Origin of the sequence: Amycolatopsis halotolerans, from assembly GCF_042647905.1 — a bacterium.
GTDB classification, from domain to species: domain Bacteria; phylum Actinomycetota; class Actinomycetes; order Mycobacteriales; family Pseudonocardiaceae; genus Amycolatopsis; species Amycolatopsis halotolerans.
The window spans coordinates 550,932-577,127 of record NZ_JBHRWI010000020.1 but is presented as its reverse complement, the minus strand read 5'-3'; the positions used below and the strand labels follow the sequence as shown (position 1 = coordinate 577,127).

Here is a 26,196-nt window from a genome sequence, read left to right as displayed (position 1 = left end):
CGCTGTCTCCAGCGGCGGCAGCAGGACACGTCCTCGGCCAGGCTCGGTGCCCGCGACGGACGACTGACCGGTGGGTCAGCCTCACCGTCCCGACCTTCAGGCAGGCGGTCGGTGACCGCTCGCCTAGCACTCGACGGCGTCGAGTGCCAATGCCGTGTTTAGCACTCTCCGGGGTCGAGTGCAAGGAGCGCAGGTCAGCGTCGGTGCTCTTCGAAGAGCAGGTCGGCCGCGTCAGTGGCTCGGCTGGATGTGGATCGACGACGGCGGCGGGCGCAGCGACGACGGGCCGGCGGACTTCGAGCCGCCGGGGCCGACCGGGATGTTGGGCGCCGACGACGTCGGGGCGGTGCCGCCGTTGCCGTTGTCGTCCCCGCCGAAGAGGAAGATCGCGCCGACGACCAGTCCGGCCACGACGAGCACGCCCAGCGCGATCCACAGCCACTTCAGGCCGCCGCTCTTGGACTGCTTCTCGAACGCGCCCGCGCCGCCCGCCGGGGACGGCGGGCGCAGCCGCATCGGGTCGCCGAAGGCCTGGGCCGGGTGGTTCGGCTGGCCGGGGTAGCCGGGCTGGTTCGGGTAGCCGCCGTAGCCGGGCGGGGGGCCTTGCTGAGGTTGCTGACCCGGCTGACCCGGGTAGCCGTAGCCGGGCGGGGGACCTGCCGGGGCTTGGCCGGGGTAGCCCTGCTGGCCTGGCTGGGGCTGGCCGGGCTGCGGCTGGCCGAGTTGTCCGGGCTGCGGCTGACCCGGCTGGGGCTGGCCGGGCTGTGCTGGATAACCGGGCGGGGGCTGGTTGCCGTAACCGGCGGGGCCGCCGTAGCCGCCCTGGGTGGCGTATCCGGGCTGGCCGGGCTGCGCCCACGCGCCGGGAACGGCCTGGCCGCCGGGCGCACCCGGTGCGCCGACGCCGGGAGCGCCGGGACCTTGTCCCGCAGCCCCGGGGCCTCCCGGCTGCGCGCCTGGCCCGCCAGGACCGGCCGGTCCACCGGCACCAGGTCCACCAGCACCGGGACCACCAGCTCCGCCCGGGCCGCCGGGTCCGCCCGCGCCGCCAGGTCCTTGCTGCATACCCGCCTCCGGAAGTCCGTTCGGCCGGGCGGGGCCCGGCGGGGTGTCCGAGGTCGCGAGCGGGCCGAGCGCCACCCTGGCCGCGGCGATCATCGCGACGCAGTTGGGGTAACGGTCGTTCGGGCTTTTCGCCATGCCCTTGCGGATGACCTCGTCCACGGCGGCCGGGAGCGCGACCACGCTCGCCACCGACGGCGGCTCGCCGCCGAGGTGGCCCTTGATGACAGCGGGGACGTCGCCACGGAACGGCGGGTTGCCGGTCAGGCAGGCGAACAGCACGCAGGTGAGGGCGTACTGGTCGGTGCGGCCGTCGAGCGGTTCGCCGCGCAGGTGTTCCGGGGCGGCGTAGGTGGGCGAGCCGAGGAAGTCGCCGCCGCGGGTGCGGTGGCCGGTGGCGCCGCGGCGGGTGAGGCCGAAGTCGGCGACGTAGACGTGCTCGCGGGAGGTCTCGCGGCTGGTGACGAGGACGTTGGCCGGTTTGACGTCGAGGTGCACGAGGCCGTGGTTGTGCAGGGTGTCGAGGGCGTCGGCGACCTGGTCGAGCAGGCTGAGCGCGCGCGACGGGCTGATCGGGCCCGCGGACATGAGGCCGGCGAGGTCGCCGCCGTCGACCATCCGCATGGCGATGTAGAGCATGCCGTCGAGTTCGCCGAAGTCGTACAGCGGGACGACGTTGGCGTGGTCGATCGCGGAGGTGTTGCGTGCCTCGTCGACGAACCGTTCGCGGAACTCGGCGTCCGCGCCAAGGTGGTCGCCGATGACCTTCAGTGCCACCTTGCGGCCGAGCCGCGTGTCCGTGGCCTGGTAGGTCACGCTCATGCCGCCCTTGCCGAGCACCGAGTCGATGCGGTAGTGGCCCAGCTGGCGACCGGTGAGGTCCCCCGACACGTCGCCTGTCACGCAGCGCAGCTTAACGCGCCGGTATCCGCTGCCACTGCCGGTTCGCCCAACCGGTCAGCGGACCTGCCTCGCTAGACCTTGCGGACGTCCGCGGCCTGGCTTCGGCCGTCGCGGCCGGACTGGACCTCGAACTCCACCCGATCGCCCTCGTCGAGAGTGCGGAATCCGTCGGCCTGGATGGCCGAATAGTGGACGAAGACGTCCGGACCCTCGGGGGATTCGATGAACCCGTAGCCCTTTTCCGAGTTGAACCACTTGACGGTGCCGACTGCCACGGCGCCCTCCCTCGGGACAAGAATCCGCTGTCCATCAGCGTGCGAAGTGGAGTTCACGCTACCGGAATCAGCGCTCCCGGCAATGGGGTAATCGGCAGATTCCCCTTACGCCTGCGACACTCTCCGGTTGCGCGATTGGACGAGCACGGTTCCCGGTCCGGCGAAATCGAGGACGAGTCCCTCGCCTGTTCGCAGCGACTGCGGACCGCTCGGATCGAGCGCGCGCAACCGGCATTGCACGGTGTCGGGATAGGCGAGGAGATAGTCCGGGCGCACGGTCACGATCTCGCCGCGGCCGAGGTCGAACGAGTCCACCGGGCCGGGCGCGGTGAGCAGGAGCGGGCCGCGGCCGCTGTAATGCTCGAGGAACCCGGAATCGGCGCCGAACAACTGCTGCAGCGGGGCCCAGTTCTGGTCGACGCGGACCGTGCCCGGCCGGGCGAGCACGCCTTCGCGGTGCACCGACCAGCCGGTGGAACCGGTCAATTCGAGCGGATAGACGTCGCCGGGGCCGAGCGGGGCCAGATCGACCCAGCCGCCTTCCTGCGGCGCGGTGAACACCGAAGGGCCGCCCTTGCGGCCGCGGTTCTGGTTCGTCTCGGCCACGTTGAAGCTGCTGGCCAGCAACGATTCCGAGGCGGCTTGCACGGCTTCGCCGGGGGCGAGCAGCACGCGGGCGACGCCGAACCCCGGCGTGTGCCTGGTGTGGACGCGCATGTCAGCGGGGGTTCGCGAGCGCGGCGCGCCCGGGCTGGTTGCGGACCCGAAACTGCATCAGAACTCTCCCCGTACTCCCCGGCTTGTGCCGGGAGAGTGTTGCACGACGGGCAGCAAGAGGGAGGATGGTCCGCGTGATCTCCGTCGACGCCTACCGCGAGACCGTGACCGAACTGCTCGGCCGCGCGCCTGTCCGCACTGTTCCGGTGGCCGAAGCCGCCGGGCTCGTCCTGGCCCGCGACGTGCTCGCTGACGTGGCCCTGCCGCCCTTCGACAACTCCGCGATGGACGGGTACGCCGTGCGCGCGGCGGACGTCGCCGAGGTCCCGGTGACGCTGCCGGTAGCCGACGACATCCCGGCCGGCCGGGTCGACGTCAAGCCGCTGGAATCGGGTACCGCTCAGCGGATCATGACCGGCGCGCCGCTGCCGCCGGGCGCGGACGCGATCGTGATGGTCGAGGACACCGACCGCGGGACCACGGACGTCCAGATCTCCCGCGCGGCCACTGCCGGCAACCACATCCGCCGGATCGGCGAGGACGTCACGAAGGGGACCGTCGCGCTGCACGCGGGCACCGTGCTGAGCCATGCGCACCTGGGCCTCGCCGCCGCGGTCGGTTTGGCGGAGCTCGAGGTGTTCCGGCCGCTGTCGGTGCTGGTGGTGTCGACCGGCACGGAACTGGTGGAAGCCCCGAACCCGTTGCAGCACGGGCAAATCTACGAATCGAACAGCGTGATGCTGGCGGCGGCTCTGCAGGGTCTTGGTTGTCGGGTCGAGGTCGTGCGCAGCGTGGTCGACGACGTGGAGGAATTCCGCAAGATCATCGAGCCGCGGCTGGAGTCGGTGGATCTGCTGCTCACGTCTGGCGGGGTGTCGGCCGGGGCGTATGAAGTGGTGAAGGACGCGCTGACCGGGCAGGGCGTGGAATTCCAGAAGATCGCGATGCAGCCGGGCGGGCCGCAGGGGTGCGGTCGGTGGAATGGCGTGCCGGTGGTGACTTTGCCGGGGAATCCGGTGAGTGTGCTGGTGTCGTTCGAGGCATTTTTGCGACCGGCGGTGCTTTCGGCGATGGGCCATTCGGACGTCGATCGGCGTCGGGTGCGGGCGCGGTTGACTGAGGACATGACGTCCCCTGCTGGGCGACGGCAGTTCCGGCGGGGGTTTTATACGCCGGTTCTTGGTGAGGTGACTGGGGTTGTCGGGCCGCGGGGTGGGCCGGGGTCGCATTTGCTGGCGGCGTTTACGCAGGCCAATTGTTTGATCGTGTTGCCGGAGGAGGTCGCGGCGGCTTCGGAGGGGGATGAGGTTGAGGTGCTGCTGCTTTAGCTCTAGCCGAGGGGGCCGTCCACAGCGAGTGCGACTTGGGGAAAGTCCCGTGCCCGGCGCAAAGGCCCCAGCAGCAGCACCACAAGCGACGCCAGCTGAATGCCCACCATCGCGAACATCGCCGTCCGTACCCCGGCCGCCTGTCCGAGCGCGCCGCCCAGCAAGGCGCCCAGTGGGATGGTGCCGTAGTTGACCATCGACGAGCTCGCGCTGATCCGGCCATAAAGATGGCGCGGGCAATACCGCTGCCGGAACGTCGCGCCCAGCACGTTCGATCCGACCACGCCCGCCGCGATTCCCGCCCCGGCCAGGACGAACAGCGTCAGACCCCACCCTGGTCGGGCCAGCGGGCCGAGCAGCATCGCGGGCACCACCAGCGCCTCGCACCACAGGAATCCCCACGCGGTGCCGGTTCGCCGGGCGACCCGGCTCACCAAGGTCGCACCGAGCACTCCGCCGACTTCGCCCAGGGCGAGCACAAGTCCGACGGCACCCGGTCCCTGGCCGAGCACATCGACCAGGAACACCACTGCCACCGCGTAAAAGCCGTTCAGGGCCAGGTTCGCGACCCCGCCGGACAGGACCAGCGCCCGCAAATACGAATCCCGGGCCACGATTCGCATGCCTTCGGCGATTTCGGCGCGCAAGCGCGTACGCGGGCGAGGAGGCGGGTCGTCCGCACGCAGGAAACCTAGGCACAGCGCGGAAAAACCAAAGCTCAACGCATCCACGAGCACGCCGCTGACCGGTCCGAACGCTGAAGCCAGCAGTCCGGCCAAGCCAGGGCCGCCGACCTGAGCGGCAGATTCAGCGCCCTGAAGCCGGACGTTCGCCCCATGAAGATCCGCATCGTCCACAACGGACGGAAGGAAAGCCCGATAGGCAAGGGAAAAGAACACTGCCGCGGAGCCACCAACCAAGGCGGCAGCCAAGAGCAACCCGACAGAAAGAAACCCCAAAGCCCACGAGATAGGCACAACAAGAAACGTCGCCATCTGAATGACGTCGCAGACCAGCATCACCCGGCGTTTAGGCCACCGGTCAACCCAAGCCCCGGCAGGCAAACCAACCGCAAGCCAGGGAATCCACGCCGCAGCGGTCAGCGAAGCGACCTCGAACGTCGAGGCATGCAGCACCAGCAACGCCACCAACGGAACCGACGCACTGGCCACCGCGCTGCCGACTGTGCTGACCGTCTGTCCAGTCCACAAGAGACGGAACGCGGCACCCCTCACGGCTCAGCTCTGAAACCGCGCCCGAACACGAACACCGACTGCCGTTCCACCGAAGGATCAGAAGCCGCTTTGGCACCGAATTCCGCGAACAACGCAGCCATCCGCTCATTCAGCTCCGCCAATTCCGCGGACGTCAACCGCATCCACGCATCAGAAGAGAACCACGCATCACGCCATTCCGCGGGAGCCGTCTCCATTTCCGAAAGCCAGCCCCGGGACAACGTCATCTGCCGATCGAGGCTCACCGTCTCCGCGACCTCCGTCACCGGATCCCCGACGAAATCCGAAGTGGCCCAGGACAACGCCTCGGAAGGACGCCGCCACCACCGCTCCCGCCGGTCCCGCGCCAGTTCCGGCGCTTCGACCACCAAACCGGCACCGGAAAGCACCTTCAGGTGATGGCTCACATTGCCCACCGCCTGACCGGTTTTCTCCGCGAGCACCGACGCGGTGGCCGGGCCGTCGAGTTTCAGCATGTCCAGCAGGCGGCGGCGCAGCGGATGCGACATCGCGGCCAGCACTTGGGAATCGCGGACCTCCATGATTCACAAGAGTAGTTGTACAACAGCTCTTGTGCAATAGGGCGAAGGTATCCTCGCGAGCATGGGCATCATCCTGTGGATCGTCTTCGGCGCGCTGGTCGGCTGGATCGCGAACCTCGTGGTCGGCGGCCGGGAGCGGCAGCGGCAGGGCTGTCTCGTCAGCGTGCTGGTCGGCGTGGTCGGGGCGGCCCTCGGCGGATTCGTCTACCGGCTCGCGACCGGCGAGCAGCAACACTTCGAGTTCGATTTCCCGAGCTTCGGCGTCGCCATCCTGGGCGCGATCGTGCTGCTTCTCGTGTTGCGGCTGGTCAGCGCCGCGACCGCGAGCCGCCGCGATCGTGACCGTTGGTAACGGTTTCCCGACGATCTGTCAGAACACCCCGGTCGCGGACTAAACTGACCCGTTCCGCGCCCGGGTGCGTGCTTCGTCGGGGGACGCATGCACCCGGGCCGCGTCCCGCACGAGCCGGGCGGCGTGAACAGGGTCGACGAGCTGGGGAACGGGTGCCGAGAGGACATCCCGGCGCCAGGCGCGCAACAGTTGCGCGAGCAGATCGGGTACCGCCATCGTCTCCCTCGCCAGGTCGGCCCGGGCACCGGTCCCGAGCGGCGTCAACTACCCGGTGTTATCGGATTGTTCGACGCGTCGTTACCGGTTTGTGGTCGCGCCCACCCGCGCCGGGGCAACCCTTACGACCAGGGGCCGCCGGGTCCGCCGCAGGCGGGCGGTAGCGTGGGGAAGCCCAAATCGGACCCTTACACCGACCGAGACGAACAGCGGGGAACTCGACCCATGAGCGGCCAGCCCACCGGTAACCCCCTCGCGCACGCTGTCCAGCTGGCCCGCGAGACGTTCCCGCCGATGCACCCGGCAGGACGGCCGTTCCTCCTCGGCGGTCTGGCCGCGACGATCGTGGCGCGCCGGTTCTCCAAGCGCCTCGGCGTGGCCGGCGCGCTCGTCACGGCGGGCATGACGGCCTTCTTCCGCGAGCCGAAGCGCGTGCCCCCGCTGCGGGACAACGTCGCGATCTCGGCCGCCGACGGCACCGTCTCGCTCATCGAAGAAGCGGTTCCGCCCGCCGAGCTCGGCCTGCCCGCCGAGCCGCGGATGCGGGTGAGCGTGTTCCTCTCCGTCTACGACGTGCACGTCCAGCGCACGCCGGCGGCGGGCGTGATCTCGAAGGTCGCGTACAAGCCGGGCAAATTCCTTTCCGCGGACCTCGACAAGGCGAGCGAGGTCAACGAGCGCAATTCGCTGGTGCTGCACACGGTCGACGGCCACGAGCTCGTCGTCGTGCAGATCGCCGGGCTGGTCGCGCGCCGCATCCGGTGCGACGTCCGCGAGGGCGACAAGGTGGCCGCCGGCGAGACCTACGGCATCATCCGCTTCGGCTCGCGCGTCGACACCTACCTGCCGCCGGGCAGCCGGGTCGTGGTGGCCAAGGGCCAGCGGACCGTCGGCGGCGAAACCGTGCTCGCCGAACTTCCTGCGCTGGGAGAAAGCTGACCATGGTCCGCGTGACCACCCCGGGCGTCCGGCTGCTGCCGAACGCGATCACCGTGCTCGCGCTCTGCGCCGGTCTCTCCTCGGTGCAGTTCGCCCTCACCGGCAACTACGCGATGGCGATCGGCTCGATCGGCATCGCCGCCGTCCTCGACAGCCTCGACGGCCGCATCGCCCGCCTGCTCGACGCGACGTCCAAGATGGGAGCCGAACTCGACTCGCTGTCGGACGGCATCTCGTTCGGCGTCGCGCCCGCGCTGGTGCTCTACATCTGGCAGGCGCACGGCGACCGCATCGGCTGGGTCGCGTCGCTGATCTTCGCGGTCTGCATGATCCTGCGGCTCGCCCGCTTCAACACGCTGCTCGACGACACCGACCAGCCGGCGTACGCCGCCGAGTTCTTCGTCGGCGTGCCCGCGCCGGCCGGCGGTCTGGTCGCGATGCTGCCGCTGATCGCCACGCTGCAGTGGGGCGAGGGCTGGTGGTCGGAGCAGTACGTGGTGCTGGTGTGGACCATCGCGGTCGCCGCGCTGCTGATCAGCCGCATCCCGACGCTGTCGCTCAAGACCGTGAAGGCCCCGGCGAAGGCGATCGCGCCGCTGTTGGTGGGCGTCGGTCTGCTGGCCGCCGCGATCATCGTGTTCCCGCTGGTGGCGCTGGCGGTCGCGCTGGTGCTGTACCTGCTGCACATCCCGTATTCGGTCTACCGGCACCGCTGGCTCGCCGCGCACCCGGAGGCCTGGGAGGTGCCGCCGCGGGAACGCCGTGCGATCCGCCGGGCCCGCAGCCACCGACGGCTGCGGTTGCGTCCGGCCTCGGGCCGGGTCGCCGGTGCGGCGATGCGCGCGGTGCGGCGCACGAACTCGGACCTGGTGCGGAGCCGGAACCTGCGGGAGCGGGACCACAGCTCGGCCACGTCCGGGCCGACCCAGCGGCGTCGCAGCTGGCGTCGGATCGGCATTCGCCGCCGGTAGTTTCAGGCCTTTCCCAGCGCGGACACCAGCAAGTTCAGTTGTGCCTCGAAGTCCTGTCGACAGTCGGCGTCGGTCAGCACCGGCAACAGGCGGTGCAGGTGCGGCGTCTCGCTGGGCGTCGCCATGCGGCGGAACCAGTCGTCGACCGGCTCGGCGCGGTCTAGCGGTGCCCCAGCGAGGCCGGTTTCCTCGGTGAGTGCGGCACCGAACGTGAGGCCGGTCAGCGAGCGATACGCGCGCACGGCCTCGGTGTCGTCCAGCCCGGCGTCCAGCAAGGCGCCGAGCATGCTGTCGATCACCTTCAACGCCCCTGGCGACCGCGGATTGGCCTCGTCCGCGACCAGGGTCCGCAGCACCGCCGGATGCTGCCGGAACTGCGCGTAAAGCCCCTCAGCCAGGCCGCGGACCCGGACGTCCCACGGCGCGGCCGGGTCAGGCACCGGGACCGCCTCGAACATCCGGGCCACGAGACCGTCCAGCAGATCGCCCTTGTTCCGCACGTGGTTGTAGAGCGACATCGCTTCGACGCCCAGCTCCGCGGCGAGCTTGCGCATCGACAGGGCCGCCATGCCGTGCTGGTCGACGAAAGCGAGCGCCGCGTCGAGCACCTTCTCGCGCGTCAGGGTTTCCCGGACCATCCCGCCAGCTTACGGCGTAAGTCCTCGACAGCCTTGTACTTACACCGTACGCTTACATTGTAAGTAAGGCCTGGGAGGTCACAGTGGATGCCGTCACCCTGCTCACCACGACCCGTTCCGTCCGGCGCAAGCTCGACCTTGAGCGACCGGTACCGAAGACCGTGCTCGAGGACTGCCTGCGGATCGCCCAGCAGGCCCCGGCCGCCGGTTCCCTGCTCGCCGCCCAACGTTGGGTCGTCGTGCTCGATCCCGCGATGCGCAAAGAAATCGCCGCCGTCACCCGGGACGCCGCGGAGGAATCGTGGCGGAAGTACGGCCACCTCGTCGACAAGCGGATGCTGGACTCGGCTCGATACCTCGTCGAGCACCTCGACCAGGTGCCCGCGCTGGTGCTGCCGTGCATGCCCGGGCCGGTGCCGACGGGTACCGCCGAGCTTTCCGCCTACTACGGCTCGATCTACCCGGCGATCTGGAGCTTCCAACTCGCCTTGCGCACGCACGGGCTGGCCAGTTCGCTGTGCAGCTACCACCTCGGCGGCAGGGAGGCGGATGTCGCGCGGATTCTCGGGATTCCGGAGGACGTCACGCAGATCGGCCTGCTCGCGGTGGCGTATTCAGCCCAGCAGGAGTTCTCCCCTGCCGTCCGTCCGCCGGTCGGTGACATCCTGTCCTTCGACGGCTGGGCGAAGCAGTAGCTCGGGCGTTGAAGGACAGCCGACGAGTTCGAGGGGCCGAGATGGCTGAGAGCGTGCGTCCCGCCTGGGTCGACGACGACCTGTTCCCGTTCGAGAGCCGCTTCGTCGACATCGACGGGCACACCGTTCACTACGTCGACGAGGGATCCGGCCCCACACTGCTGTTCCTGCACGGCAACCCGACCTGGTCGTTCCTCTGGCGCGACGTGATCCGCGCCCTGCGCGACGACTTCCGGTGCGTCGCCCTCGACTACCCGGGCTTCGGGCTCTCGACGGCAAAGCCCGGCTATCGCTGCCTGCCCGAGGAGCACGCCGACGTGGTCACCGGGTTCGTCGACGCGCTCGGCCTCAGCGGGGTCACGTTGGTCGGACAAGACTGGGGCGGCCCGATCGGCTTGGCCGCCGCACAGCGCCTGCCGGGAGTTTTCGAACGGCTGGTGCTCGTCAACGCCTGGGCCTGGCCGGTCAACGGCGACCCGTATTTCGAGGCTTTCGGCCGCATCGCCGGCGGACCTCCGATGCGCTTCCTGGCGCGTCGGCTCAACCTCGTCGTCAAGGCGTTTCTCCCGATGGGCCACCGAAAGCGGAAGCTGACCGAGGCCGAGATGACTCACTACCGCCGTGCGATGGACACGCCCGAGCGTCGCCAGGCCTCCGGCGTGCTCCCCGGCCGGATGCTCGCCAGCCGGGCCTTCTTCGCCGACCTCGAGGCCGGCCTTCCCGACCTCCCGACGCTGATCGTGTGGGGCAACGCTCAAATCGGTTTCCGGCCCCGCGAGCGCGAGCGGCTGGAAGCGGCCTTCCCGAATCATCAGACCGTAAGCCTTGACGGCGTAGGGCTTTACGTGGAGTCCGACGCGCCCGAGGAGTTCGTCGCCGCGATCCGCGACTGGTCAGTGACGCCCTGAGCGGCCTTTCGTTCGCCCACAACCGCCCGTCGGTTCATTAGGGTGAGGAGCGTGAGCGATCCGCAGATCACCCTGACCGTCCGGCACACGCCGTCCGCGCTCGACGCGCGGCGGGGGGTTGTCCGGCTGCACCCCGAAGTGCTCGACGCGCTCGGCCTGCGGGCCTGGGACGCCGTGCACCTCACTGGCGCGCGGCGCAGCGCCGCCTTGGCCGCGCCCGCCGCCGAGGAAGCGATGCCGGGTGTCGTGCTGACCGATGACGTCACCATGTCGAACCTCGGCGTCGCCGAGGGCGGCGAGGTCGTGGTCTCGCCGGCAGAGGTCATCGCTGCCCGCACGGTCACTGTGTCCGGGTCTCGGCTGGCGTCTGTTTCGGTGTCGCCGCAGACGTTGCGGCTCGCGCTCACTGGCAAGGTTTTGACCCGTGGCGACGCGGTTTCCCTGTTGCCGCAAGACCTCGCGCCCGCACCGGGATCGGACGTCGCCGCTGTGCGTGGGCAGTTGTCCCGCGTAATCGGGGCGACCTGGACCAACGAGCTGCTGACCGTCACGGCGACCGAACCGGCTGGCGTTGTCGTGGTCGGACCGTCCACTGTGGTCAGCTGGCGGGACGGCGCCCGCACTGGCGCGCCAACTAGCGAACCGTCGGTGCGCACCGCGACCGCGCTCGTCCGCACCACCGCTGTCACCGCGGCCGAGGACTACCTCGACGCGGAGATCGTCGAGGAGGTCGTCACCGAGGCTCGCGAGGAGGAGCTGGACGAGCCGGTGCCGGTCGCTGACCTGGTCGGGGCCGAGGGCGCGGCGCGCAAGCTGGCCGAGTGGTTCGACCTGGCGTTCCACCGGCCGGAGCTGCTGGCGAAACTGGGCACTTCGGCGCATCTGGGCGTGCTGCTGTCCGGGCCGGAAGGCGTCGGCAAGGCCACGCTGGTGCGGTCGGTCGCCGCGGCGGAGAAGGTGCGCGTGGTGTCGGTGACCGCGCCGAATATCGCTGTGCTGGAACCGAATGCGGCACACCGTTCGCTGCGCGAGGCCATCGACCGGGCCACCGGCGGCGACGGTCCAGGCGTGCTGTTGATCAACGACATCGACGCGCTGCTCCCGGCCACGCAGCCGCCTCCGGTGGCGACGGTGGTGCTGGAAGAACTGCGCGCCGCACTGCGCCAAGACGGGCTGGCTGTGGTGGCGACGACCGCGCGGGCCGAGTCGGTGGATCCGCGGCTGCGCGGCGCTGACCTGCTCGATCGCGAGCTGGGGCTGCCATTGCCGGAAGCGAAAACGCGCGTCGAATTGCTGCGGATCCTGCTCCGCGACGTGCCGGTCGAATCCGGTGCCGACCTGGGTGTACTCGCCGAACGGACGCCCGGTTTCGTCGCCGCCGACCTGCTCGCGCTGCGCCGGGACGCGGCGTTGCGGGCCGCGTTGCGTCAGCGGGACGTCGAGGAACCCAAGATCTCCCAGCAGGATCTGCTCGACGCGCTGGCCACCGTCCGGCCGATCTCGCTGTCCACTTCGGACAATCTGGCCACCGGCGGGCTGACGCTGGACGACGTCGGCAACATGACGTCGGTCAAGGAAGCGCTCACCGAAACCGTGCTGTGGCCGCTGCGCTACCCGGATTCCTTCGCCCGGCTAGGCATCGAACCGCCGCGCGGCGTGCTGCTGTACGGCCCGCCCGGCGGCGGCAAGACGTTCCTCGTCCGGGCGCTCGCGGGCACCGGCGCGCTGAACGTATTCGCGATCAAGGGCGCGGAACTGCTGGACAAATGGGTCGGCGAATCGGAACGCGCGGTCCGCGACCTCTTCCGTCGGGCCGCTGACGCCGCCCCCTCGCTGATCTTCCTCGACGAGATCGACGCGCTCGCCCCGCGCCGCGGCCAGTCGTCCGACTCCGGCGTGGCCGACCGCGTGGTCGCCGCGCTGCTCACCGAACTGGACGGCGTGGAGCCGATGCGCGAGGTCGTCGTGCTGGGCGCGACGAACCGGCCCGAGCTCGTCGACCCGGCTTTGCTGCGTCCCGGACGCTTGGAGCGGCGGATCTACGTCCCGCCGCCGGACGCCGAATCCCGTGCCGCGATCCTCGCCGCGACGGCCAAGCACACTCCGCTGGCGTCCGATGTGGACCTCGCGGCCACCGCGGAAGCGCTGGAGGGCTACTCGGCCGCCGACTGCGCCGCGCTGATCCGAGAGGCGGCGCTGACGGCGATGCGCGAGTCGCTGGAGGCGCGCGAGGTGACCGCGGCGCATCTGGACAAGGCTCGCGAGGCGGTGCGGCCTTCGCTGGACGCGGCGCAGTTGGCGACTCTGGAGGCTTACGCGCAGGCGCAGCAGGAGCGGTGAGCTGCTCGTGAGTGTTGGCTCCGGTTAGAACCGGCACCAGCGCTCGCGACCTACTCCGCCCGTCGCGCCGAACCGCACGCCCTCCGCAGCCGCCGATTTCGCCCGCTCGGAACCGACCGAAGCGGCGCGGCGCGCGATGTCGAGGTCCGTGAGGGCCACCCTGAGGGACTCTGATTCCCTCAGGGTTCCCCTCACGGACCTCCGCGGGAGCGAAGCCACGCGGCTCGGCGGACATGACAAAGCCCGCGCCGTAGCGCGGGCTGTCACCGGTATCGGAGAAGGTCAGCTGCCCTTGTGTCCGCCGGGCTGGTAGTCCTTCGTGATGATCACGATCACGCCGGGGTTCGAGTTCTGGATGCCGTCGAACCGGGGCTGGGCCTGGAAGCCGAACTCCTTGGCCAGTTGCTTCGCGGCGGCTTCCTCGTCGGTGCCCGGCCGGAAGTAGGCCGTGGTCGCCGGGATGTTGCCCTGCGAGTAGTTGCCGACCTCGGCGACGTTCCAGCCCGAACCGCGGAAGTCGGCGGCGGCCTGTTCGGCGAGGTGCTTGACCAGCGAGTTGTTGTAGACGCGCAGCGTGACCCACTTGTTCGAGGCCTGCTGGTCCGGACCCGCCTGGCCCGGCTGCCCGGGCTGCTGGCCCGGCTGGCCGCCGGGCTGTCCGGGCTGGCCCGACGCCGGAGCCGAGGACGCGGCGGACGACGAGGCCGGGGCTGACGAGGCGGGCGCCGACGAAGGCGCGGAGCTGGGCGCCGCCGAGGACGACTGTTCCGGCGCGGACGACGAGCCGCCGGGTGCGGTGGGCTCGCCGGACGTGCTCGGTCCGGCGTTCTGGTCGCCGCTCGTGTTGAGCACGGTGACCCCGCCGATGACGGCCGCGACCACCGCGATCCCGATCAGCGCGACTCCCGCGGCCTTCAACGGCCGGGACAGTCCCGAGAAGACGCTCATGACAGCTCGATCCCCAACCGCCGGGCCCCGCGTTTGCGCTGACGGGCGGCGCGCGTTTTGCGCAGCCGCTTGACCAGCATCGGATCGGCCGCGACGGCCTCCGGCTTGGCCAGCAGCGTGTTCAGCAACTGGTAGTAACGGGTGGAAGACAGTCCGAAGCGCTCCCGGATGGCGTTCTCCTTCGCCCCGGCGTGGCGCCACCACTGCCGCTCGAACGCGAGAATGTCCAGTTCGCGCTCGGTCAGGCCACCGACATTTTCCGGCGGCGACGGCTGGTTTTCAGCCATCGACTCCGCGGCGTCCATGCGGTCCTCGCAATCGGTGTCGGCAGTCCTTCCGCGGGCGTCATTCAACCACGGAACCCATGCTCGACATGGGCATCCGACACGGCGCGTCACGGTCCGATCCAGGTGTACCAGAAGGGTCCGACTAAACTCGGCGTCCGTGACCGTCCACCCCATCTGCATCGCCGGCGAACCCGTGCTGCACCAGCCCACGCGCGAGATCACCGAGTTCGACGACAAGCTCGCCACCCTCGTCGAGGACATGTTCGAGACCATGTACGCGGCCGAGGGCGTGGGCCTCGCGGCCAACCAGATCGGGCTCGACCTGCGAGTGTTCGTATACGACTGCCCGGACGACGAGGGCGTCGAGCACAAGGGCGTGGTGGTCAACCCGAAGCTCGAGACATCGGAGATCCCGGAGACCATGCCCGACCCGGACGACGACTGGGAGGGCTGCCTCTCCGCCCCGGGCGAGTCGTACCCGACCGGGCGCGCCACGTGGGCGAAGGTGACCGGCTTCGACGTCGAGGGAAATCCGATCGAGGTCGAGGGCACCGGTTACTTCGCGCGCTGCCTCCAGCATGAGACCGATCACCTAGACGGCTTCATCTATCTGGACCGTCTCGTCGGCCGCCACGCGCGCGCGGCGAAGAAGATGCTGAAGAAGAACAAGTGGGGCACGCCCGGCCTGACCTGGCTGCCCCCCAAGGAACCGGCAGACGCCTGACCCCACGCCACACCTTCCGGACCACAACCCAAGACCGCTCCCGCTTCCGGACCACAGCCCAAGACCGCACCCGTTTCCGGACCACAACCCGAGATCGCGCTGGTTTCTGGACTGAGCGATTCGCCCGGCCCCCAGGCCGGGCGAATCGGGAGGGAAGAAACCAGCTTCCCGGCGATCTCGGCGCCACGGCGAAGCCGGGGCAATCAAACGGAGCCGGGGCAATCAAACGGAGCCGGGGCAATCAAACACAGCCCTTGTGCCGAACCGACACGGCATGGCATCGTCGGACGAGCAACCTCAACCGAATGCAACGCGGGAGCTCGCGCCTTGGCGGGCTGAGAGGGTGGCTGGTGTCCATCTCGCGGACACCCGGCGTCACCGACCGCATGAACCTGACCGGGTAATGCCGGCGTAGGGAGTGAACGTCGTTGACGACGCTGGAAAATCAGGGTGCCATCGCCCCGTCCGTCACCACCGGGCCGATCACCGGCTCGCACAAGGTCTATCACCGCACCGAATCCGGGCTGCGGGTTCCGGCGCGGCGGATCGACCTGTCGAACGGGGAGCATTTCGACGTGTACGACACGTCGGGGCCCTACACCGATCCGGACGCGAACATCGATGTCCACAATGGACTGCACCCGCTTCGGTCCGGCTGGGCTGACGGCCGGGCGCACAACACCCAGCTGGGCTGGGCGAAAGCCGGGGTGATCACCCGGGAAATGGAGTTCATCGCCGCGCGCGAACGCTGTACTCCGGAGTTCGTGCGGGACGAGGTCGCCCGCGGGCGCGCGGTGATTCCGGCCAACCGCAAGCACCCGGAGACCGAGCCGATGATCATCGGCAAGAACTTCCTGGTGAAGATCAACGCCAACATGGGAAATTCGGCCGTCTGGTCCTCTGTGGAGGAAGAGGTCGACAAGATGGTGTGGGCCACCCGCTGGGGCGCCGACACGATCATGGACCTCTCCACCGGCAAGCGGATTCACGAGACGCGCGAGTGGATCGTGCGCAACTCGCCGGTCCCGGTCGGCACCGTGCCGATCTACCAGGCGCTGGAAAAGGTCAACGGGGAGCCGGAAAAGCTTACCTGGGAGATCTACCGCGACACCATCATCGAGCAGTGCGAGCAGGGCGTCGACTACGTCACGGTGCACGCCGGCGTGCTGCTGCGCTACATCCCGCTGACCGCGCGCCGGGTCACCGGCATCGTCAGCCGCGGCGGGTCGATCATGGCCGCCTGGTGCCTCGCGCACCACCAGGAATCCTTCCTGTACACGCATTTCTCCGAGCTGTGCGAGATCCTGCGCGAGTACGACGTCACGTTCTCCCTCGGCGACGGCCTCCGTCCCGGCTCGATCGCGGACGCCAACGACCGCGCGCAGTTCGCCGAACTGGAAACCTTCGGCGAGCTGACGCACATCGCCCGCGAGCACGACGTGCAGGTGATGATCGAGGGCCCCGGCCACGTGCCGATGCACAAGATCAAGGAAAACGTTGAGCTGGAGGAAAAGCTCACCGGCGAGGCTCCGTTCTACACGCTCGGCCCGCTCGCCACCGACATCGCTCCGGCGTACGACCACATCACCTCGGCGATCGGTGCGGCGCAGATCGGCTGGTACGGCACGGCGATGCTGTGCTACGTCACGCCGAAGGAGCACCTCGGCCTGCCCAACCGCGACGACGTCAAGACCGGCGTGATCACCTACAAGATCGCCGCGCACGCCGCCGACCTCGCCAAGGGCCACCAGTACGCGCAGGACTGGGACGACGAATTGTCCAAGGCCCGCTTCGAATTCCGGTGGAACGACCAGTTCAACCTGTCGCTCGACCCGGACACCGCGCGGGCTTTCCACGACGAGACGCTGCCCGCGGAACCGGCGAAGACCGCGCACTTCTGCTCGATGTGCGGGCCGAAGTTCTGCTCGATGCGGATCACGCAGGACGTGCGCAAGTACGCCGAGGAGCACGGTCTGTCCTCTGTGGAGGCTATCGAGGCGGGCATGGCCGAGAAGTCCGCGGAGTTTTCCGAGCAGGGCAACAAGGTCTACCTGCCCGTGGTCAACCAGTGACAGTCACCCCTCGTACCGCCCTCACCATCGCCGGATCCGATTCCGGCGGTGGTGCGGGCGTGCAGGCGGACCTGCGCACGTTCTTCGCCAACGGAGTGCACGGACTAGTCGCGCTCACCGCGGTCACCGTGCAGAATTCACTTGGCGTGCAAGGGTTCTCCGAGATTCCGGTCGACGTCGTCACCGCGCAGATCAAAGCGGTCGCCGAGGACATGGGCGTCAACGCGGCGAAGACCGGCATGCTCGCCACCGCGGAAATCATTCAGGCAGTGGCGAAAACGCTGGATAAAGTCCACATCGGACGCACCACGGACACGCCCTTCGTGGTCGATCCGGTGGCCGCGTCGATGACCGGCCACGCGCTGCTGCGCGAAGAAGCGCTGGAAGCGATCCGCACGGAATTGTTCCCGCGCGCCACGCTCATCACGCCGAACCTCGACGAGGTCCGGCTGCTGACCGGCGTCAGCGTTACCGAAACAAAGAGCCAACACGCAGCCGCGGAAGCGTTGCTGGAGTTCGGTTCCCAGTGGGTCCTGGTCAAGGGCGGCCACCTCCACGACGCCGCCGATTGCGTCGACCTGCTCACCGACGGCTCAGCGGTGATCGAGCTGAGCGGCCCGCGCATCGACACGGAAAACACCCACGGCGGCGGCGACACCATGGCGTCGGCGATCACCTCGTCGCTCGCGAAGGGCGCGGACGTGCCCACTGCGGTCGCGGAGGCGAAACGGTTTATCGAACGCTGTGTTCTGGAGGCTTATCCGCTGGGTGCGGGTGTCGGCCCGGTTTCCCCGTTCTGGCGGCTCGCGAACCCGCAGTGAATGCGACACTGGCCGGATGAGCGAGACACCGGAAGCGTTGTGGGCGCGGCTGCCGCTTGAGGTTCAGCACGAGGTCGACGGTCTGGTCACCGAGCACCGCACCGCTTCGGCGGTCAAAACGATCCGCAAATCGGGCGTCACGCCGCGACCGGGGATCGCCGAAGCGCAAGCGGTGTACCAGTATCGGATGTCAGTGCTGAAGCCGCCGCCGCGGTTCTAGCCGCGCGAATCCACCGTTGGCAGCACGGTCGTGAGGCCGGTCCAATCGGACGTCACCACGGAAGCGTGCTGCTTGGCCAGTTCAGCCACGCGTTGAGTCGCCTGGTCGACGGTCGGGTTGTGGTCGTCGATAGCGGGTGCGACGTTCTGCCCGTCCGTCATCACCACGTAGTAGTGGTTTTCGTCGTACCAGGACATCCCGGCCTTCGCGAGCCATTCGCTCGCGTCCCCGTCGAAAACGACAAACCACGGTTTCTGCTCCGCGGAGTATTTGTCGCGCGGGTCGCCGCCCGCGGCGCCGTGCACGGTCGGGAAGATCTGCACTGAATTCAGCTTTCCGGCGGCCTTCTGATCCAGCAGGTAACCGGCGTACTCGACGTCGGTGTGCAGCGTGTCCGTCGGGTTTCCCTCTTCGACCGTGCCGGGGATGATCTCGGTGAGCACCTTGCCCCGCAACGCGTCCAGTGTCGGCCAATTGTCCGCTTTGGATGCTTCATCGAGCGTGGCGTGGGTGCCGAGGAGATCGGCGGGCTTGAACACGGCATCGCCAAGGTGGTCGCGGAAGGCAGCGTCGAGCTGAGCCGGGCCGAGGCCGGTATTCGCCGAGAAGCCGGTCTTCATTTCGATCTTCAGCGTGAGCGGCGCGTGCCCAGGATGTGCGCCGAGCCAGATCCGGATGTCGTCCAGGCACGATTCGAGGTCCTTGTTCGTCCCGCCGGAGTAAAGGTCCGCCGCCGAATGCGCGTCGACGCAATTGTTGCTGTTGCCCAGCGGATTGGAGTGGCTGACCTTCCATTCGTGGGTGAAGAAGTCCGGCCAGACGTCGAGTTCGAGCAGCGACGAGCCGTTGTCCAGCGCCTGGGCGAGGTACGGGTACGCGGCCGGGTCGTAGGTGTTGTGCACGCCGACGGTGGTCATGTGGGAGAGCTTGGGGCTGTCCGCGCTGGCGACCCCCGGTACCGCCAGCGTGGACAGGAGCAGGAGACCGGCCGCGGCGAGCTTCACTGATGTCTCCTTCGTCACGGGGACCAGCACGAACACTTACTGTGCCATCGTGGTGGACTGTGAATGAAGCACAGTTGCCTCAATGGACCAGACCAGAAGTCGGAACGCGCACATGACTGAGAACCCGAGCCCGCCCTCCGCGCTCACCATCGCCGGATCGGACTCCGGCGGGGCCGCCGGGCTGCAGGCGGACCTGCGGACCTTCCTCACCTGCGGGGTGCACGGCCTGGTCGCGGTCACCGCGGTCACCGTCCAGAACACGCTCGGCGTGCACGACCGCGCCGATCTGCCGCCGCGCATCGTGGCCGGGCAGATCGAAGCGGTCGCCGAGGACATGGGCGTCGGCGCGGCGAAGACCGGCATGCTCGCGTCCGCGGAGATCATCCACGCGGTCGCGGCGGCCTGCGACAAGGCCGGGATCGGGCGCGACGGCGCGATTCCGTTCGTGGTCGACCCGGTGGCCGCGGCGATGACCGGCCAGTCGCTGTTCGACGACAACGGCCTCGCCGCGCTGCGCGACGAACTCCTGCCGCGCGCCACCGTGCTCACGCCGAACCTGGACGAGGTGCGGCTGCTGACCGGCATGACCGTGACCGACCGCGATGGCATGCACACCGCGGCCGTCGTGCTGCACCAACTGGGCCCGAAGTACGTGCTGGTGAAGAGCGGCCACCTGCAGTCCGACCCGGAGTGCGTCGACCTGCTCTTCGACGGCACGACGTTCGTGGAGCTGCCCGGACCGCGCTGGAAGACCCCGCACACGCACGGCGCCGGCGACACCATGGCGTCCGCGCTGACCGCCGGGCTGGCGAAGGGCATGTCGGTGGTCGAAGCGGCACGCTACGGCAAGTGGTTCGTCTCGCAGGCCGTCGAACACTCGTACCCGATGGGTGCGAAAGTCGGCCCGGTGTCGGCGTTCTGGCGGCTGGCCCCGGAGGAGCGCTAGCCCTCGTCGGAGATCAGGGCCTCCAGCGCGGGCAGCGCGGCGATGATCGACTCGCGGGCCTCGGGCGTGAGGCGGTCGAGGCGGCGGTTGAGTTCCTGCACGCGGGTGGAGCGCACGCCGGAGACGAGACGTTCGCCTTCCTCGGTGGCGCGGGCGAGCCAGGCGCGGCGGTCGACCGGGTCGGACTCGCGGGTGACGTAACCGGCCTCCACCAGCGTGGCCACGATCCGCGACATCGTGGCCGCCGCGACGCCTTCCTTCGCGGCGAGGTCGCCGAGGCGCAGCTCGCCGAAGTGCACGAGCGTGGCGAGCGCCGAGATAGAACCGTGCCCAGGCCCGGGCGCGCCGGCCTGGCGCAGCGAGCGGGAAAGCCGTCCCACCGCTAGGTACAACCGGCCCGTTACGTCCTGGACCGAGGAAAGAGTCACGATCGGCTCCTTCTGACGCTGGTGCCCGCCGCTGGGTGCGCCGGAAAGGGTGCCGTCAACCATACGGCGTACCCGTGCACAATCCGCGTCAAGCGCGGGCGAAATCACCATTACCCCGCCATTTGTGCAGCTTGCCCGCCCATTTAGAGCACTGACACGTCGAGCGGAAGCTCCGCCGGCGGCGGCAGTGGCGCGGCCGTCTCCGCTCGGAACGACTGCAGCAGATAGCCCGCGAGCCTAAGCGACGCCGCCGGTGCCGCGGCACCCGCGCCCGACCGCAGCCCGCCGTTCGCCAGCAAGACCAGCGACAGGTCGGAAACCGCGAAGTCCGCCCGCAGCGCACCGGCTTCTTGCGCCCGGCGGATCAACTCGACGAAACCCCGCAGCGCCCGGTCCCGAAACTCCGCGAAACGCGCCTGATCCGGCAGCGAGGTCACGATCGCGGCAGAAAAACCGTGGTTGCGCGCCTGCATCGCGCACACTTCCTCGATCACCCGGCAGAAGCCGCGCCACGGGTCGGGGTCGGCGAGCGCCTCGTCGAGCATCCCCGCGCATTCGGCCATCGGCTCGGCGAAGGCTTCGGCGACCAGGTCGTCCTTGGTCGGGAAATGGCGGTACACCGTGGCCACGCCGAGACCCGCGCGGCGCGCGAGTTCGCTCATCGACACGTCCAGGCCCTCGGTCTCGAAGGTGCGCTTCGCGACGTCGAGAATCCGCGCACGATTGTGGGCGGCGTCGGTGCGCAACCGAGTCGGTTTTTCCGGCACTCTCTCACTTTACGCGAATCGGAAGACCCTTTCCACTTTCCGTGCTAGAAGTGGAACATGCCTTCCACTTCGATGCGAGCCATCACCTACGACCGCTACGGACCGCCGGAAGTCCTGCGCGAGACCACTGTCCCGACACCGGTGCCCGGCCCCGGCGAAGTCCTCGTCCGGGTGCGCGCGCTCTCGGTCAACGGCGGCGAACTCTCCATGCGGTCCGGGAAGCTGCTTCCGTTCAGCGGCAAGCGTTTCCCCAAGCGGATCGGCGTGGACCTGGTCGGCGAGGTGGCGGAACCCGGAACGAGCCGGTTCGCCGTCGGCGACCTCGTCTGGGGCGGCGGGCGGCGGATGGGCACCGCCGCCGAGTACTACGTGATGGCCGCCGATCGGCTGGACCACGTGCCTGCCGGGCTGGATCCCGCGCAAGCCGCGTCGCTGGCGGTGGGTGTCACCGCGATTACCGCGCTGCGCGACAAAGCCCATCTGAAGCCGGGCGAACGCCTGCTGATCCGCGGCGCGACGGGCGGAGTCGGTTTTGTGGCGACGCAGCTCGGCAAAGCCATGGGCGCACACGTGACCGGGCTGACGAGCGCCAAGAACCTAGAACTGGCAAGGGAACTCGGGGCGGATGTCGCGCTCGATTACCGCGATCCTGGTAACCTGGGAAGGTTCGACGTCATTCTCGACACCGTCGGCCGCGACCTCGACGCGTTCCGGCGGCTGCTGACCCCGCGCGGACGGATGGTCGCGATCGCGTTCGACCTCGACCGTCCGGTCCGCACACTGGGTTACGTGGCGGCGAACTCGCTGCGCCCGAACCGGTGGGTGCGCGGTTTCAGCGGGAACCCCAAGGCGGATCTGCTCGCTGATCTGAGCCGGTGGGTGAATGCCGGGTTGGTGCGACCGTTGGTGGACCGGGTGTTTCCGTTGGCGGACATCGCCGAGGCACACCGCACGCTGGAAAACGGCGGTGTGCGCGGCAAAATCGTCGTCGAGGTGTAGGTCAGCGAGGCGGACTGGACGCCTGCGCCCAAAACCGCTGCGGCACCCGGCCCGCGCCGCGCGCCAAATACCCGGCCTCCACCGCACTCCGCATCGCCAACGCCATCCGTTCCGGATCCGCCGCCCGGGTCACCGCCGTTGACAGAAGCACTGCCGAGCAGCCGAGCTCCATCGCCAGCGTCGCGTCCGACGCGGTACCGATCCCCGCGTCCAGCACGATCGGCACCGACGCGCGCGAGACGATCAGTTCGATGTTGTGCGGGTTCCGGATGCCCAGCCCGGTGCCGATCGGGGCGCCGAGCGGCATCACCGCGGAGCAGCCCGCCTCCTCCAGACGGAGGGCGAGGACCGGGTCGTCGTTGGTGTACGCGAAGACCGTGAATCCGTCCGCCACCAGGCGTTCGGCGGCTTCGAGGGTTTCCAGTGGATCGGGCAGCAGCGTCCGGTCGTCGGCGTGCACCTCGAGTTTGATCAGGTTCGTTTCCAGCGCCTCGCGGGCCAGCTGGGCGGTGAGCACGGCTTCGGCCGCCGTCCGGCAGCCCGCGGTGTTGGGCAGCAGCTCGATGTCCAAGCGCCGCAGCAACTCCAGTACGCCGGAGCCGCCCTCGGCGTCGGCGCGGCGCATCGCCACCGTGGTGAGCTGGGTGCCCGACGCGACCAGCGCTCGTTCCAGCACCTCGAGATTCGCCGCGCCACCGGTGCCGATGATCAATCGCGACGACAGCTTGTGTTCGCCGATGATCAGGTCGTCCATGCTCAACCTCCTTGAACCGCGGTCAGCACTTCGAGCTGCGCGCCCTTCGGCACGACCGCTTCTTCCCATTCGCCACGCCGCACGACCTCGCCGTTGACCGCGACGGCCACGCCCCGGCGTTCCGCTCCCAGCGCGTCGAGGACCGCGGAAACGGTGCTGTCGTCGGGGAATTCCCGCCATTCGCCGTTGACCTTGATCTCCATCAGACTCGCTCCTTCTCGACCAGCCGGGCGGGCGTCGCCGCGGCGACCTCCGGCGACGGGGCTTCGCCAGCAAGCCACGCGACCACGGCGTCCGCCGTCGCGGGTGCCATCAGCAAACCGTTGCGGTGATGCCCTGTCGCCGCGTACACGCCTTCGCTCACTTCGCCGATGTACGGCAAAGCGTCGCGGCTCGCGGCACGCAGTCCGGCTGCGACTTCCACCAGCTCGTACTCCGTGATGCCGGGCAGAATCCGCTCCGCGTTCTCCAGCAGCTCGCGTACGCCGCGCGCGGTGACAGCTTGGTCGAAACCCGCTTCGTACTGCGTCGCGCCAAGGACCAGTTCGCCGTCTTCTCGCGGTACCAGATAGATCGGCCGTCCCTCGACCATCGCGCGCACTGTGTACGGCGGAGGCGGCAGACAGCCCCGACGTGGACGCAGTCGCAGAATCTCGCCCTTCAGCGGGCGTACGGCGTGCTCCAGCAACGGATGCACCTGCCCGGTCCAAGCACCGGCGGCAAGGATCACCGGGCCGGACACTTCGGAGAGGCTCTCGAGCCGCTCACGACGGAACTCGACCCCACGCTTCGTAGCCGCTTCGCTCAGCGCTGTAAGCAGTTTCCGGTTGTCCACGGCTAAATCGCCCGGCACATGCAGGCCGCTGCGAACCGCGCCGAGGCCCGGCGCGAGCCGCTTCGCCTCGCGCCCGGTGAGCGTCTCGACGTCGCGGCCGAGCGAACGCAGGTACCCGGCGAGGATGTCGAGGTGCCCGGCGTCGGCGCTGTCGAACCCGACGACGATCGTGCCGTGCTCGGCCAGCCCTGGATCGGTCCCTTCGGCGGCGAGCTCCCGCGCGAAGCTGGGCCAGCGCCGCAGCGACGCTTCCCCCAGGCTGAGCACGGCTTCCTCGCCCGGCCACGCCTCAGTGACCGGGGCGAGCATCCCGCCGGCCAGCCAGGACGCGCCGCCGTGCACGGGATCCGGGTCGACGACCGTGACGCGCCATCCACGGGCGGCCGCGCGCCAGGCCGCGGACAGCCCGATGACGCCGCCGCCGACGACAGTGACGGTTGTGGTGCTGGTGTTCACAGTGGAATCACGCTCCCTGCGCCGGCATGACCCGGATCAGGTTCCACGGTCGGAGCGGCAGCTCCCTCTCAGCCCGTGCCTCGGGCTCCCGTGCGGACTCCCACACCGTAGCGCGCGGGTAACGTCACCGCCATGCCTGCCTTGACCGGAGACCAAATTCGCACCCGTCTCGCCGACGCCCGGCTGTACTTGTGCACCGACGCGCGCGCTTCTCGTGGAGACCTCGCGGAGTTCGCTGACGCTGCGTTGGCCGGGGGCGTTGACATCGTGCAGCTGCGGGACAAGACCGGCGGTGCGCCGCTGGAGGCCAAGCAGGAGATCGCGGCGCTGGAGGTGCTGGCGGAGGCTTGTGCGCGGCACGGGGCGTTGCTGTCGGTGAATGACCGGGCGGACGTGGCGCTGGCCGTGGGCGCGGACGTCTTGCACTTGGGACAGGACGACATCCCGGTCTCGCTGGCGCGCCGCGTCCTTGGCGACGACGTGGTGATCGGCCGTTCCACCCATTCGGAGCAGCAGGCCGCCGCGGCCGCCGCGGAGACCGGCGTGGACTACTTCTGCACCGGCCCGTGCTGGCCCACCCCGACGAAACCCGGCCGGTTCGCGCCGGGGCTGGGCTTGGTCCGATCCACCTCGGCTCTCGGGACGGAGCGGCCCTGGTTCGCGATCGGCGGGATCGACGAGGCTCGGTTGCCGGAGGTGCTGGAGGCCGGGGCTTCTCGGGTGGTGGTCGTTCGGGCGATTACCGAGGCGGAGGATCCGAAGGCGGCCGCGGAAGGGCTGAAGGCGCGGCTTTCGTAGAGGGCCGTGAGGGGAACCCTGAGGGACTCAGAGTCCGTGAAGGTTCCCCTCACGGATCGCCGCGGGGAGCTACTCGCCCCCGTTTGACGGGACTGCGGGGGCGGTCGGCGTCTGGCTGGTGGCGGGGGCCTGCGAACTCGTGCTCGGGTTCGAGGAGGTGGACGGCGGGCGCGTCTGCTGCGTCGGCTGCTGCGAGGACGGCGGAGCACTCGGCGTCGTGGTCGGAGTGGACGTCGGATTGTTCTGCTTCGACTCGCCGGGCGGGGGCGTCTGCGGTGCGGTACTCGGCGTGTTGTCCGGGTGATCATCCCGCTGCTGGCTGGTATCCGGCTGCCGAGGAATCAACCCGGTCGACACGTTGCCCTTGGTAGTCAAGTCCAGACCGACCAGAACAATCAACGCGACAACGAACGCAGCGACGCTCGACGCGATGATCAACGGCCACCGCATCTTCCGCAGCTTCTCGCCCAGGCTGTCGGACTTCTCCGGTTCAGTCGGCTTCAGTTCGGACAACCGAACTGTAGGCATGTTCGCTAAATCGGCCGGGAGATACACCGTTGGCGCATCGCCAGGGCCAGCCGACGCGACGTCCTCAACCGGCACCCGCACCGGAGCGAGCCCGGCCCGGCTGCGTCGTGCGGCCGTCTCCATCGCCTTCCGCGCGGCATCACGAGTTCGCTGCAGGGAACGCAGATACAACTCGCCGCCGACCGTGCTGACCACGCTGGCCACCCCGGCGCCGATGACTGTTCCCGCGACCCCCAGCGTCGAACCCAGCAACGCGGCGGTGACCGCCGCCAGCGCCGCGGCGAGCACCGAGGTCGTCCGGAGTTTCTTCTTGTCCTCCGCGGTTTCCTTCTGCTCCTCGCTCATGATTCCGATCTGATCGTTCCCGGCCGTGTCCTGTTTCTTCAACGGTTAAGTCGCTTGAGACGCTCCCTTCGTTGCCCAGGCGTGAGGGACGCCACGTTGACTGTCCAAAATGGATAGACTAAAGCTCACACTTTCCTGACATA

30 protein-coding genes and 1 riboswitch are annotated in these 26,196 nt (G+C 69.2%); of the genes, 14 read left to right on the top strand and 16 right to left on the bottom strand.

All coding sequences use genetic code 11. From position 1 onward, the window contains the following. Window positions 1-231: 231 nt before the first annotated feature. The 3 genes from ACFORO_RS17840 to ACFORO_RS17830 form a co-directional block, all read right to left on the bottom strand. Window positions 232-1,965, bottom strand: coding sequence for a serine/threonine-protein kinase (locus tag ACFORO_RS17840; RefSeq protein ID WP_377871010.1), 1,734 nt, complete (start codon window positions 1,963-1,965; stop codon window positions 232-234). A gap of 71 nt (window positions 1,966-2,036) precedes the next feature. Continuing rightward, on the bottom strand, window positions 2,037-2,240 hold the full coding sequence (locus ACFORO_RS17835) for a cold-shock protein (RefSeq protein WP_009083993.1): 204 nt from the start codon (window positions 2,238-2,240) through the stop codon (window positions 2,037-2,039). A 105-nt stretch (window positions 2,241-2,345) separates the two neighbouring features. After that, entirely contained in the window at window positions 2,346-2,957 is a 612-nt protein-coding gene (locus tag ACFORO_RS17830) for an AIM24 family protein (protein WP_354740009.1), read from the bottom strand. Window positions 2,958-3,091: 134 nt separating this feature from the next. Between ACFORO_RS17830 and moeA the strand changes: the two genes are divergently transcribed. Further along, the gene (gene moeA / locus ACFORO_RS17825) at window positions 3,092-4,285 is read left to right on the top strand and encodes a molybdopterin molybdotransferase MoeA (protein ID WP_377871012.1); all 1,194 of its coding nucleotides are present in this window, start codon (window positions 3,092-3,094) and stop codon (window positions 4,283-4,285) included. Window positions 4,286-4,287: 2 nt separating this feature from the next. On the opposite strand, the gene ACFORO_RS17820 is transcribed toward moeA, so the two are convergent. Beyond that, window positions 4,288-5,520, bottom strand: a complete 1,233-nt coding sequence (locus tag ACFORO_RS17820; RefSeq protein ID WP_377871013.1) for an MFS transporter — start codon at window positions 5,518-5,520, stop codon at window positions 4,288-4,290. Beyond that, the gene (locus ACFORO_RS17815) at window positions 5,517-6,062 is read right to left on the bottom strand and encodes an ArsR/SmtB family transcription factor (RefSeq protein WP_377871014.1); all 546 of its coding nucleotides are present in this window, start codon (window positions 6,060-6,062) and stop codon (window positions 5,517-5,519) included. The genes ACFORO_RS17820 and ACFORO_RS17815 overlap by 4 nt, the downstream gene beginning before the upstream one ends. 61 nt (window positions 6,063-6,123) lie before the next feature. On the opposite strand from ACFORO_RS17815, the gene ACFORO_RS17810 reads away from it, so the two are divergent. The 3 genes from ACFORO_RS17810 to pssA all read left to right on the top strand — a co-directional run bounded on the left by ACFORO_RS17810 (window position 6,124) and on the right by pssA (window position 8,540). Beyond that, window positions 6,124-6,414, top strand: coding sequence for a GlsB/YeaQ/YmgE family stress response membrane protein (locus ACFORO_RS17810; RefSeq protein ID WP_116200394.1), 291 nt, complete (start codon window positions 6,124-6,126; stop codon window positions 6,412-6,414). A 441-nt stretch (window positions 6,415-6,855) separates the two neighbouring features. Next, window positions 6,856-7,569: a phosphatidylserine decarboxylase gene (locus ACFORO_RS17805; RefSeq protein WP_377871015.1), complete on the top strand. Its 714-nt coding sequence runs from the start codon at window positions 6,856-6,858 to the stop codon at window positions 7,567-7,569. Between the two features lie 2 nt (window positions 7,570-7,571). After that, on the top strand, window positions 7,572-8,540 hold the full coding sequence (gene pssA, locus ACFORO_RS17800) for a CDP-diacylglycerol--serine O-phosphatidyltransferase (protein ID WP_354739997.1): 969 nt from the start codon (window positions 7,572-7,574) through the stop codon (window positions 8,538-8,540). Window positions 8,541-8,542: 2 nt separating this feature from the next. On the opposite strand, the gene ACFORO_RS17795 is transcribed toward pssA, so the two are convergent. Then, window positions 8,543-9,178: a TetR/AcrR family transcriptional regulator C-terminal domain-containing protein gene (locus tag ACFORO_RS17795; protein WP_377871016.1), complete on the bottom strand. Its 636-nt coding sequence runs from the start codon at window positions 9,176-9,178 to the stop codon at window positions 8,543-8,545. An 83-nt stretch (window positions 9,179-9,261) separates the two neighbouring features. Here ACFORO_RS17795 and ACFORO_RS17790 point away from each other — a divergent pair, with 83 nt between their 5' ends. The 3 genes from ACFORO_RS17790 to ACFORO_RS17780 are packed head-to-tail and all read left to right on the top strand — an operon-like array spanning window position 9,262 to window position 13,121. After that, on the top strand, window positions 9,262-9,873 hold the full coding sequence (locus ACFORO_RS17790) for a nitroreductase family protein (RefSeq protein ID WP_377871018.1): 612 nt from the start codon (window positions 9,262-9,264) through the stop codon (window positions 9,871-9,873). Between the two features lie 41 nt (window positions 9,874-9,914). Continuing rightward, complete coding sequence (locus tag ACFORO_RS17785) at window positions 9,915-10,781, top strand: alpha/beta fold hydrolase (RefSeq protein WP_377871019.1); 867 nt, start codon at window positions 9,915-9,917, stop codon at window positions 10,779-10,781. A 51-nt stretch (window positions 10,782-10,832) separates the two neighbouring features. Continuing rightward, window positions 10,833-13,121: an AAA family ATPase gene (locus ACFORO_RS17780; RefSeq protein WP_377871020.1), complete on the top strand. Its 2,289-nt coding sequence runs from the start codon at window positions 10,833-10,835 to the stop codon at window positions 13,119-13,121. A 24-nt stretch (window positions 13,122-13,145) separates the two neighbouring features. On the opposite strand, the gene ACFORO_RS17775 is transcribed toward ACFORO_RS17780, so the two are convergent. The 3 genes from ACFORO_RS17775 to ACFORO_RS17765 all read right to left on the bottom strand — a co-directional run bounded on the left by ACFORO_RS17775 (window position 13,146) and on the right by ACFORO_RS17765 (window position 14,374). After that, on the bottom strand, window positions 13,146-13,280 hold the full coding sequence (locus ACFORO_RS17775) for a hypothetical protein (RefSeq protein ID WP_377871021.1): 135 nt from the start codon (window positions 13,278-13,280) through the stop codon (window positions 13,146-13,148). Between the two features lie 123 nt (window positions 13,281-13,403). Continuing rightward, a complete protein-coding gene (locus tag ACFORO_RS17770) occupies window positions 13,404-14,069 on the bottom strand; it encodes a LytR C-terminal domain-containing protein (RefSeq protein ID WP_354739987.1) in 666 nt (221 codons plus the stop codon). Further along, entirely contained in the window at window positions 14,066-14,374 is a 309-nt protein-coding gene (locus tag ACFORO_RS17765; RefSeq protein ID WP_037807914.1) for a DUF3263 domain-containing protein, read from the bottom strand. Before ACFORO_RS17765 ends, ACFORO_RS17770 begins: the two co-directional genes overlap by 4 nt. Before the next feature lie 139 nt (window positions 14,375-14,513). Here ACFORO_RS17765 and ACFORO_RS17760 point away from each other — a divergent pair, with 139 nt between their 5' ends. The 4 genes from ACFORO_RS17760 (at window position 14,514) to ACFORO_RS17745 (ending at window position 18,193) form a co-directional block, all read left to right on the top strand. Further along, window positions 14,514-15,080 (top strand): peptide deformylase, encoded by a 567-nt coding sequence (locus ACFORO_RS17760; protein WP_354739985.1) that lies wholly within the window; start codon window positions 14,514-14,516, stop codon window positions 15,078-15,080. Between the two features lie 428 nt (window positions 15,081-15,508). Further along, on the top strand, window positions 15,509-17,152 hold the full coding sequence (gene thiC, locus ACFORO_RS17755; RefSeq protein ID WP_377871023.1) for a phosphomethylpyrimidine synthase ThiC: 1,644 nt from the start codon (window positions 15,509-15,511) through the stop codon (window positions 17,150-17,152). Then, entirely contained in the window at window positions 17,149-17,973 is an 825-nt protein-coding gene (thiD, locus tag ACFORO_RS17750) for a bifunctional hydroxymethylpyrimidine kinase/phosphomethylpyrimidine kinase (RefSeq protein WP_377871024.1), read from the top strand. Before thiC ends, thiD (ACFORO_RS17750) begins: the two co-directional genes overlap by 4 nt. Window positions 17,974-17,989: 16 nt before the next feature. Further along, the gene (locus tag ACFORO_RS17745; RefSeq protein WP_116200384.1) at window positions 17,990-18,193 is read left to right on the top strand and encodes a hypothetical protein; all 204 of its coding nucleotides are present in this window, start codon (window positions 17,990-17,992) and stop codon (window positions 18,191-18,193) included. Here the strand turns inward: ACFORO_RS17745 and ACFORO_RS17740 are convergent. Then, window positions 18,190-19,197, bottom strand: a complete 1,008-nt coding sequence (locus ACFORO_RS17740) for a phosphatidylinositol-specific phospholipase C domain-containing protein (protein ID WP_377871025.1) — start codon at window positions 19,195-19,197, stop codon at window positions 18,190-18,192. The genes ACFORO_RS17745 and ACFORO_RS17740 overlap by 4 nt on opposite strands. Before the next feature lie 112 nt (window positions 19,198-19,309). Between ACFORO_RS17740 and thiD (ACFORO_RS17735) the strand changes: the two genes are divergently transcribed. Next, on the top strand, window positions 19,310-20,143 hold the full coding sequence (thiD, locus tag ACFORO_RS17735) for a bifunctional hydroxymethylpyrimidine kinase/phosphomethylpyrimidine kinase (protein WP_377871026.1): 834 nt from the start codon (window positions 19,310-19,312) through the stop codon (window positions 20,141-20,143). Here thiD (ACFORO_RS17735) and ACFORO_RS17730 read toward each other — a convergent pair. Together ACFORO_RS17730 and ACFORO_RS17725 are read right to left on the bottom strand one after the other, a co-directional pair. Further along, entirely contained in the window at window positions 20,140-20,571 is a 432-nt protein-coding gene (locus ACFORO_RS17730; RefSeq protein ID WP_037718524.1) for a MarR family winged helix-turn-helix transcriptional regulator, read from the bottom strand. The two genes, thiD (ACFORO_RS17735) and ACFORO_RS17730, sit on opposite strands and share 4 nt — an antisense overlap. Before the next feature lie 143 nt (window positions 20,572-20,714). Then, window positions 20,715-21,338, bottom strand: a complete 624-nt coding sequence (locus tag ACFORO_RS17725) for a TetR/AcrR family transcriptional regulator (RefSeq protein ID WP_377871027.1) — start codon at window positions 21,336-21,338, stop codon at window positions 20,715-20,717. Between the two features lie 57 nt (window positions 21,339-21,395). On the opposite strand from ACFORO_RS17725, the gene ACFORO_RS17720 reads away from it, so the two are divergent. Further along, window positions 21,396-22,337 carry an NAD(P)-dependent alcohol dehydrogenase gene (locus ACFORO_RS17720; protein WP_377871028.1) on the top strand — a complete coding sequence of 314 codons (942 nt, stop codon included), beginning with the start codon at window positions 21,396-21,398 and terminating at the stop codon, window positions 22,335-22,337. A 1-nt stretch (window position 22,338) separates the two neighbouring features. On the opposite strand, the gene thiG is transcribed toward ACFORO_RS17720, so the two are convergent. The 3 genes from thiG to thiO form a co-directional block, all read right to left on the bottom strand. Then, window positions 22,339-23,091 carry a thiazole synthase gene (gene thiG, locus ACFORO_RS17715; protein WP_162834151.1) on the bottom strand — a complete coding sequence of 251 codons (753 nt, stop codon included), beginning with the start codon at window positions 23,089-23,091 and terminating at the stop codon, window positions 22,339-22,341. A 2-nt stretch (window positions 23,092-23,093) separates the two neighbouring features. Next, complete coding sequence (thiS, locus tag ACFORO_RS17710) at window positions 23,094-23,294, bottom strand: sulfur carrier protein ThiS (RefSeq protein ID WP_037361904.1); 201 nt, start codon at window positions 23,292-23,294, stop codon at window positions 23,094-23,096. Beyond that, window positions 23,294-24,382, bottom strand: a complete 1,089-nt coding sequence (gene thiO, locus ACFORO_RS17705; protein WP_377871029.1) for a glycine oxidase ThiO — start codon at window positions 24,380-24,382, stop codon at window positions 23,294-23,296. The genes thiS and thiO overlap by 1 nt, the downstream gene beginning before the upstream one ends. Beyond that, window positions 24,379-24,484, bottom strand: a riboswitch (TPP riboswitch). It overlaps the preceding gene by 4 nt. A 30-nt stretch (window positions 24,485-24,514) precedes the next feature. Here thiO and thiE point away from each other — a divergent pair. Next, entirely contained in the window at window positions 24,515-25,180 is a 666-nt protein-coding gene (thiE, locus tag ACFORO_RS17700; RefSeq protein ID WP_377871031.1) for a thiamine phosphate synthase, read from the top strand. A gap of 69 nt (window positions 25,181-25,249) precedes the next feature. Here the strand turns inward: thiE and ACFORO_RS17695 are convergent, their stop codons facing one another. Next, window positions 25,250-26,053 (bottom strand): hypothetical protein, encoded by an 804-nt coding sequence (locus ACFORO_RS17695; RefSeq protein WP_377871032.1) that lies wholly within the window; start codon window positions 26,051-26,053, stop codon window positions 25,250-25,252. Window positions 26,054-26,196 lie beyond the last annotated feature (143 nt).